At 57.1% G+C, this 891-nt stretch carries 2 protein-coding genes; both read right to left on the reverse strand.

All coding sequences use genetic code 11. The annotated features are described in order from the left end of the window. The coding region (locus tag E1297_RS49895; RefSeq protein ID WP_209015960.1) for an SDR family NAD(P)-dependent oxidoreductase at positions 1-272 on the reverse strand (272 nt) is incomplete at its 3' end. Between the two features lie 37 nt (positions 273-309). Further along, positions 310-891, reverse strand: a 582-nt coding sequence (locus tag E1297_RS23860) for a class I SAM-dependent methyltransferase (protein WP_155143010.1), incomplete at its 5' end; no start/stop codon positions are given.

Genomic DNA, 891 nt, shown 5'->3' on the forward strand with positions numbered 1-891 from the left:
GCACCGTTGATCAGAATGTCGACCTGATCGAAGGCGTCCAATGTCGCTGAAAGCAGGTTCGCGATTGTCAGCTTTTCACGAAGATCGCCTGCAAAATAGCGGATATTGCTGTCATCGGCCTGTTCACCCAACTCCTCGAGCAGGCGCTTTTCATCCATGTCGGCGAACATGACGTTAGCCCCGGCATCCGCAAAGTGACGCCCGATCGCCAGACCGATACCATTTGCTCCGCCCGTAACGATTGCTGTTTTGCCAGCTATGGAAAAGGACATTCGAATCCTCCTGAGTTGTGGCGCAGGTTAGCGGGCCTTATCGCCGAGGGCGAGAGGCATGAAAAACCTTGAACCGATTGTCTCCGGCTACCTCATCGACCTGCGCAAACATGTCGCTCAGGGTTGCTTCGTAGGGCAGGTGGCGGTTGGCCACCATCCATAGGTGACCCGAACGGACCAGATTGCGCGCTGCCGCGCTTATGAACCCCTGTCCAAGTGCCGGGTCAGCACTGCGGGATGTGTGGAACGGTGGGTTCATGATGACGGTATCTATCGGTTCCGGAGCGTTCCATTTGACGGCATCTGCCCAATAAAACTGGGCACGAGAATCTGTCACGTTGGCGCGCGCACAATCCAGGGCGATATGGTCTGCCTCGACCAGATGCAATGCACGGATGCTGTCATCCTTCAGCAAACCTGCTGACAGATAGCCCCATCCGGCACCCAGATCGACGACCCGTGAACCCAGCTTTTTGGGTAAGGCTTTCAGCAGCAGAGCCGAGGCCGGATCGATCCCATCCGCAGAAAACACGCCGGGTGCGGTCTGAAACCCATCCGCCTGCTGCGTTTCTGCTGCGGCCCAATCGGAGAACACCGCTGGGTCGGATTGAAACCAGAA

Source organism: Roseibium sp. RKSG952 (assembly GCF_009711355.1).